This is a genomic window from Cellulomonas bogoriensis 69B4 = DSM 16987, assembly GCF_000767165.1.
Lineage (GTDB): Bacteria > Actinomycetota > Actinomycetes > Actinomycetales > Cellulomonadaceae > Actinotalea > Actinotalea bogoriensis.
On sequence record NZ_AXCZ01000141.1, the window covers coordinates 1 to 7,336 of the forward strand.

7 protein-coding genes and 1 pseudogene are annotated in these 7,336 nt (G+C 74.7%); 3 read left to right on the forward strand and 5 right to left on the reverse strand.

Translation table 11 applies throughout. The annotated features are described in order from the left end of the window. The 3 genes from N869_RS11430 to N869_RS11440 all read left to right on the forward strand — a co-directional run. Positions 1–1,133: FtsX-like permease family protein (locus tag N869_RS11430; protein ID WP_035061774.1), on the forward strand; the 1,133-nt coding region annotated here is incomplete at its 5' end. Between the two features lie 94 nt (positions 1,134–1,227). Next, a complete protein-coding gene (locus N869_RS11435) occupies positions 1,228–2,199 on the forward strand; it encodes a TIGR03557 family F420-dependent LLM class oxidoreductase (protein WP_052105463.1) in 972 nt (323 codons plus the stop codon). Then, positions 2,196–3,059 carry a coenzyme F420-0:L-glutamate ligase gene (locus N869_RS11440; RefSeq protein WP_052105462.1) on the forward strand — a complete coding sequence of 288 codons (864 nt, stop codon included), beginning with the start codon at positions 2,196–2,198 and terminating at the stop codon, positions 3,057–3,059. The genes N869_RS11435 and N869_RS11440 overlap by 4 nt, the downstream gene beginning before the upstream one ends. Before the next feature lie 4 nt (positions 3,060–3,063). Here N869_RS11440 and N869_RS11445 read toward each other — a convergent pair whose 3' ends face one another. The 5 genes and pseudogenes from N869_RS11445 to N869_RS11465 form a co-directional block, all read right to left on the reverse strand. After that, the gene (locus N869_RS11445; RefSeq protein ID WP_035061776.1) at positions 3,064–3,813 is read right to left on the reverse strand and encodes a 2,3-bisphosphoglycerate-dependent phosphoglycerate mutase; all 750 of its coding nucleotides are present in this window, start codon (positions 3,811–3,813) and stop codon (positions 3,064–3,066) included. A gap of 25 nt (positions 3,814–3,838) precedes the next feature. Further along, positions 3,839–4,417, reverse strand: a complete 579-nt coding sequence (locus tag N869_RS11450) for an HhH-GPD-type base excision DNA repair protein (RefSeq protein ID WP_035061778.1) — start codon at positions 4,415–4,417, stop codon at positions 3,839–3,841. A gap of 227 nt (positions 4,418–4,644) precedes the next feature. After that, positions 4,645–5,235: pseudogene (locus N869_RS11455) on the reverse strand (ABC transporter ATP-binding protein); the annotation flags it as partial. Continuing rightward, positions 5,232–6,302, reverse strand: coding sequence for a putative F420-0 ABC transporter permease subunit (locus tag N869_RS11460; protein WP_052105464.1), 1,071 nt, complete (start codon positions 6,300–6,302; stop codon positions 5,232–5,234). The gene N869_RS11460 and the pseudogene N869_RS11455, both read right to left, overlap by 4 nt. After that, a partial coding sequence (locus tag N869_RS11465; protein WP_035061781.1) for a putative F420-0 ABC transporter substrate-binding protein occupies positions 6,299–7,336 on the reverse strand: 1,038 nt, incomplete at its 5' end. The genes N869_RS11465 and N869_RS11460, both read right to left, overlap by 4 nt.

Consider the following 7,336-nt stretch of genomic DNA (forward strand, 5'->3'; position numbering starts at 1 on the left):
CGGTGGTCCTGGCCCTGCGGCCGCTGGGCGGGCTGGCGCGCGGCAACGTGACCCGGCACCCGCGGCGCACGGCCAGCACCGCCGGTGCCCTGATGATCGGCATGGCGCTGGTCAGCGCGGCTTCGGTGATCGCCGCGTCCACCCAGGCCTCGACCCGCGCGATCGTCGAGGAGGAGGCCACGGCCGACCTGCTGGTCCAGTCGGCGACCTGGTCGGTCCCGCCCGAGCTCGTCAACGACGTGGCGCAGGTGGACGGCGTGGCCGAGGTCGACCCCCTGTGGTTCGCCACCCTGGACGTCGACGGTGCCGACCGGCCCGTCCTGGGCGTCCGTCCGGGGGTCTTCGAGCGGGCCCTGGACGTCGTCGTCGACTCCGGTGACCCGGGGGACCTGGTGGACGGCACGGCGGTCGTCCAGCGCACCACGGCCCGGGACAACGGCTGGGACGTGGGGACGGTGCTGGGCCTGCGGGGCGGTGCCGGTCGCACGGACGTGCGGGTCGTGGCCGTGGTCGACTCCAGGGCGCTCGGCGTCCCCGTGATCGTGACCGACGTCACCCTCGCCGAGCTGGTGCCGGTGGCCGAACGCAGCATCGACACCGTCTTCCTGACCCTGGACCCGGCGACCGACGTCGCCGAGGTCCGTGACAGCCTGGACGAGGTCGCGGCCCGCTACGTGGTGGTCTCCGTCCTGGACGCCGAGCAGTTCGCAGACCGGCTGGCCGAGCAGGTGGACCAGATCCTGGTGATCCTCTACGCGCTGCTGGGGCTGTCGATCGTGATCGCGGTCCTGGGCATCGTCAACACCCTCGCGCTGTCGATCGCCGAGCGCACCAGGGAGATCGGGCTGCTGCGGGCGGTGGGGCTCGGTCGGCTCCAGCTCGCCACCGTCGTGACCGTGGAGTCGGTGCTGACCGCGGTGTTCGGCACCGTCCTGGGGATCGCGGTGGGCACCGGCCTGGCCGCCACGCTGCCCACCGTCTACGCCGACGAGGGGCTGTCGACGCTCGTGGTGCCCTGGGCCCAGCTGGGGGCGTTCGTGGGACTGGCGGGGGTGGTCGGGGTGGTCGCCGCGGTGTGGCCGGCGGTACGCGCGGCCCGCATGGACGTCCTGGAGGCGATCTCCTACGAGTGAGGTGGTGGCCGGGCGGGCTAGCCTCGGGGGAGGTGGCCCGCCCGGGCCGCGCGGACAGGAGGCGCACGTGACGCTCACGATCGGATACGCGGCGATGCTCGAGCAGTTCCACCCCACCGAGGTGGTCGAGCTGTCCGCACTGGCCGAGCAGCACGGGTTCAGCGGCGTCATGGCCGCCGACCACTTCCAGCCGTGGGTGCCCCAGCAGGGGCACAGCGCGTTCGTGTGGAACGTCCTCGCGGCACTCGGGGAGCGCACGACCGGGGACATCGGCCCCGGGGTGACGGCACCGACGTTCCGGTGGCACCCCGCGATGGTGGCCCAGGCGTCGGCGACCCTGGCCGCCATGTACCCGGGCCGCCACTGGTTGGGCCTGGGATCCGGTGAGGCGCTGAACGAGCACGTCGTGGCGGGGTACTGGCCCGAGGCCCCCGAGCGCATCAACCGCATGTTCGAGGCCATCGAGATCATCACCAAGCTGTTCCGGTCAGGGCTGGACGGCAAGGACGTCAAGCACTCCGGCCAGTTCTACAAGCTGGAGTCCACCCGGCTGTGGACCATGCCCGAGGAGGCCCCGGAGATCCTGGTCGCCACCGCCGGCCCGGTCACCGCCAAGCGGGCCGGTCGGCACGCGGACGGACTGATCACCGTCGGTGCCCCGCTGGAGAAGATCTCGGGGTTGTTCGACCGGTTCGCGACCGGCGCCCGCGAGGCGGGCAAGGACCCCGACGTGATGCCCAAGGTCCTGCAGGTCCACATGTCGTGGGCCGAGACCGACGAGCAGGCCATGGCCAACGCGATGACCGAGTGGCCCAACGGCGGCATGAAGTTCCCCAAGGCCGACATCCGGTCCCCGCACGACTTCGAGCAGATGGCCAAGCTGGTGCGCCCCGAGGACTTCGAGGGCCGCATGGTCGTCTCCAGCGACCCGGACGTGCACCGCGCCGCCCTGCAGAAGTACGTCGACCTGGGCTTCGACCGCATCTACCTGCACAACGTGGGCCGCAACCAGCGCGAGTGGATCGAGGTCTTCGGTCGGGACGTGCTGCCCCGGCTGCAGCGGTGACCGCGCCCGGCTCCCTCACCGTGTGGGCGCCCGACGGCGTCCCCGAGGTGCGGCCCGGTGACGACCTCACCCGCCTGATCGGCGACGCGTTGGCGGCACCGCACCCCTGCGGGCCACTGGTCGACGGCGACGTGGTGGTCGTGACCAGCAAGGTGGTGTCCAAGGCCGAGGGGCGGGTGGTCGCGGCCGCCGACCGTGAGGCCGCGATCGACGCCGAGACGGTGCGCGTGGTCGCGACCCGGGTCCACCCCGGGGGGCTCACCCGCATCGTGGAGAACCGGCTGGGCCTGGTGATGGCGGCCGCCGGGGTGGACTCCTCGAACACCGCCCAGGGCACCGTCCTGCTGCTGCCGTCCGACCCGGACGCCTCGGCCCGGCAGCTGCGCCGTGGCCTGACGGCACGCTTCGGGGTGCGCCTGGGGGTGCTGGTCACCGACACCGCGGGCCGCCCGTGGCGGCACGGGCAGACGGACCTCGCGATCGGCGCCGCGGGTGTGAGGGTGCTGGAGGACATGCGCGGCGAGGTCGACAGCCACGGTCGGCGCCTGGAGGTGGCGGTCACGGCGCTCGCGGACGAGATCGCCGCGACCGCCGACCTGGTCAAGGGCAAGACCGCCGGGCGGCCGGTCGCCGTGGTCCGCGGCACCGGGCACGTGGTGGACGAGGACGGGCCCGGTGCTCGCGCCCTGGTGCGGCTCGGGCCCCAGGACATGTTCTCGATGGGGACGGCCGAGGCGTTCGAGGCGGGTCGGGCGGCTGCGGCCACTGCGGCCACTGCGGACGGTGCGGACGCTGCGGACGCTGCGGACGGTGGCCGTCCCGGCCCGGGGGCGGACCTGCTCGACGGTCGTCGGGCCTGAGGTCTCAGGTCCCGCCCTCGGCGGCGATGGCCGCGGCTGCGCGACGGGCGGTCGGTGCGTCGAGGTAGCGGCCCGCCCGTGGCGTCAGCCGGCCCTCGGGGGTCAGGTCGTAGCGCAAGGGCTGGGCGGGCGGCAGGTTCAGGTCCTGGACCTCCGGGCCGGTGAGGTCGTCGATCAGCAGGCAGAGGGCACGCAGGGAGTTGCCGTGGGCGACGACGAGCACGGTGCGCCCCTGGTGCAGGGACGTGCGGACCTCGTCCCACACGGGCCGGACCCGCTCCACGACGTCCCGGAGCGACTCCCCGTCCCCCGGGCGTGGCAGACCCGACCCGGGTGCGGTGTAGGCCGGGGGCCACGTGCGACGGCGGGCCTCGTCCGCCGGTCCCGGGTCCCCGTCCAGGGTGCGTCGCACCGTGAGGTACAGCTCGGGTCCGCACAGCTCCCTCGCCTCGGCCTTGGCCACTCCTGTGAGGCTGCCGTAGTCCCGTTCGGCCAGCCGCCACGTCGAGCGCACCGGGACGTCGTCGAACCCGCCGGCCGCGACGACCAGCGACGTGGTGGCGACCGCCCGACGCATCGGCGAGGTGAGCACGACGTCCGGGCGCAGACCGTCGCGGGTCAGCAGGTGCGCTGCGGCCCGGGCCTGCTCCCGTCCCCGGTCGGTGAGCCCCACGTCCAGCAGCCCGGTGAAGGTGCGTGCGGCGTTGGCGGTGCTCTGCCCGTGACGCAGCAGCACCAGCGCGGTCGGGCTCACGGTGACCCCACCGGGGTGGTGGTGCTCACGTCGCCGCCGCCCGCGCGGCGGCCTTGGCGGCCTTCTTCGTCTCCCGCACCTGGTGCAGGCTCGCCTCGTCGGTGACGTCGGCGATGGACCGTCGGGCACCCGGTTCGCCGTAGGGCCCGGCGGCCTCCTGCCAGCCGTCGGGCCGGACGCCCCGCTGCTTGCCGAGCAGAGCCAGGAAGATGCGTGCCTTCTGGTCCCCGAAGCCGGGCAGGGCCTTGAGGCGGCGCAGCACCTCACGGCCGTCCGGGTCGCCGACGGTCCACAGCCGGGTCACGTCCCCGTCGTAACGCTGCACCACCTCACGTGCCACGGCCTGGATCCGGGCCGCCATCGAACCCGGGTAGCGGTGCACGGCCGGGGGTGAGGCGCACAGGGCGGCGAACTCCTCCGGGTCGGCCGCCGCGACCCGTCCGGGGTCCAGGTCGCCCATGCGGTCGGCGATCTTCCGGGGCCCGGCGAACGCGACCTCCATCGCGACCTGCTGGTCCAGCAGCATCCCGAGGAGCAGGGCGAACGGGTCGGCGTCCAGCAGGGAGTCGGCGTCGGGGTCACCCGTCATCCAGAGGGAGCTCATGGATCCATGCTGCCAAACCGTGGCGAGGGGTGCGCCGGTCAGGTCCCGGGCGGGTCGAAGGCCAGGACGGGCCTGCCGGTGCGGGGGTGGGACAGGACGGTGCACCGCACCCGGTAGACCGGTTCGAGGACCTCGGGGCGCAGCACCTCGCGGGTGTCGCCGGCGGCGACGACCCTGCCGCGGTCCAGGAGCACCAGGTGGTCGCACGCCGCGGCCGCGACGTTGAGGTCGTGCAGGGCGGCGAGCACCGTCACCCCGCGACCGGTGAGTCGGCGCACCACGTCGAGCAGGTCCAGCTGGGCGTGCACGTCCAGGTGGTTCGTCGGCTCGTCGAGGAGCAGCAGCCGGGGTTCCTGGGCCAGGGCCCGGGCCAGGTGGACCCGTTGGCGCTCCCCACCGGACAGGGTGCCCAGGTCACGGTCGGCGAACGGGCCGGCACCGGCCTCGGCCAGGGCCGCGTCGACCACGTCGTGGTCCCTGGTGGTGAGCCCGCCCCAGCGGGGGGTGTGCGGGGTGCGGCCCACGGTGACCGCCTGGCGGCCGGTGAGGGGCACGTCGACCACGGTGTCCTGCTCGACCAGGGCCACCTGCCGGGCGCGCTCGCGGCGACTTGTGGCGACCAGGTCCGTGCCGTCGAGCTCCACGCGCCCGGCGTCGGGGTCGAGCACCCCGGCGACCAGGCGCAGCAGGCTGGACTTGCCCGACCCGTTGGGACCCAGCAGACCGGTGAGCGCGGCGCGGGGCGGGGTGCAGTCCACGCCGTCGACCACCAGCCGGCCGGCGACCCGCCAGCTCACCGCGTCCACCCGCAGGCTCATGCGGCACCTGCCTGGTCGCTGCGGCGCCGCCACAGCAGCAGTGCGAACACCGGGGCGCCGAGGAACGCCGTCACGACCCCTACGGGCAGCTCACGCGGGTCGAACACGGTGCGGGCGGCCGTGTCGGCCCACACCAGGAACGTCGCCCCGGTGAGCGCGGCCAGGGGCAGCAGACGCCGGTGCCCGGCTCCGACGACCAGCCTGACGGCGTGGGGGAGGATCAGGCCGACGAACCCAATGGCCCCGCTCACCGAGACCAGCGCACCGGTCATGAGCGCCACGACGGTCAGCAGCACCCACCTGGTGCGGCCCACGGCGATCCCCAGGGCTGCCGCGGCGCGGTCACCGAACGCGAACGCGTCGAGCGTGGCCCCGCGCGTGCACAGGTAGGTGCCCAGCACGAGGGTGCCCGCGCCTGCGACCGCGACGGAGTGCCACCCGGCACCCGCCAGGGAGCCCATCAGCCAGGCGAGGATCTCCCGGTAGGAGTCCCCGGTGGCCGACCAGAAGATGACGAACGACGTCGCGGCCGCGCACAGCTGGGCCACGGCCAGACCCGCGAGGATCGTGCGGGCCGGGGTGAGCGTGCCCAACGACCCGGCGAGCGCGAGGGTGGCGGTGAGCGCCGCGACGGCACCGGCGAACGCGGCGACGGGCAGCAGGACCGCCGCACCGAGCACCAGGACCGCCACGGCGCCCAGGGACGCCCCGGACGAGAGCCCGAGCAGGTACGGGTCCGCCAGGGGGTTGCGCATGAGGCCCTGCATGACGGTCCCGGCGACGGCGAGGCCCGCCCCGACGGCCGCGGCGGTCAGGACGCGTGGGACGCGCAGGTCCCACACGATCCCGTCCCGCAGGACGCCCAGGGGGGGTTCGGGGGCTCCTGCGCCCACCGCGACGGCCAGGTGGTGGGCCACCGACCGCCACACGTCGAGCGCGGAGATCTGCGCGGGCCCGATCGTGACGGCGACCGTCACCGAGGCGAGCAGGAGCGCGACGGCGACGGCGACGAGCAGCGCGGTGGGTGCCGCCGCCCGGCGGGTGCGCGCAGGGGGCGGGCCGGTCAGGGCTGGTCCTGGGCCGTCGACCCGTCGGTGGTCGCCCCGGGCAGCTCGAGGTCGGCCAGGCGGGAGGCGAGCTCGACGGTGGCGGGGACGGTGCGGACCCCGGCCTCGGTCGCCGGGAACGGCACGACCAGGTACCGCTCCTCCACCACGGCGGTCAGGTTGGCCGTGGCGGGGTTCTCGCGGAGCATCTCGCGCTTGCTCTCTGCGGTGTTCCACGCGGCGTCCACCAGGACGATCACGTCAGGGTCGGCGTCCGCGACGTTCTCCCACGCGTACGAGGTCCAGGTGTCGTGGACGTCCGCGGCGACGTTGGTCAGTCCCACCGCGTCCATCACCATCTGGGGGGTCCCGATCCCGGCTCCGACGTAGGGGATGTCGGTGCCTGAGGAGTACCACAGGGCCGTCAGTCCGCGGGGGTCGGGGTCGACCGCGGCCAGGGCGTCCCGGTGCTCGGCGACCAGGTCGGCGGCCTCCTCCGGTGTCCCCAGCAGGGCGCCCACCTGGGTGATCTCCTCGAACAGCAGGTCGAAGGTCATGGGGTCGGGCTGGTGGGCGGGCTCCTTGCAGGCGGCGGGGGACACGAAGGTCGCCACCCCGAGCGAGGCCAGGGTGCCGCGGTCGCCCGCGCCCTCTGCCGTCAGGTTGGACTCCCAGCCCGCGTACACCAGGTCGGGCTCGACCTCCAGCACGGCCTCGCCCGAGGGCAGCTGGTCGGACATGACGGGCAGGTCCGCGGCGGCGTCGGCCAGGTGCTCGGGGACCGGCCCGTCCAGGAACGCGGCACCGACGAGCCGGTCGCCGGCGCCGAGTGCCAGCACCATCTCGGTGGCGCTGGACTTGATGGTGACGATCCGGCCGGGCGGCTCGGGCACCGTCACCGACGTGCCGCAGCTCTCCACGGTCATCGGGTGGTCGGCGGCCGTGACAGCGGCCGGGGTGTCGGCACGGGTGGGGGTCGCGGCCTGGGGCTGGCACGCGGTGAGCGCGACGGCGATCAGGGGGGCCGCGGCGAGGGCGGCGCGGCGGCGCGCAGG

Excerpts from the sequence above, each read along its gene's own strand:
- N869_RS11435 (WP_052105463.1), top strand. The coding sequence starts at position 1,228 with ATGCTCGAGCAGTTCCACCCCACCGAGGTGGTCGAGCTGTCCGCACTG.
- N869_RS11450 (WP_035061778.1), bottom strand. The coding sequence starts at position 4,417 with ATGAGCTCCCTCTGGATGACGGGTGACCCCGACGCCGACTCCCTGCTG.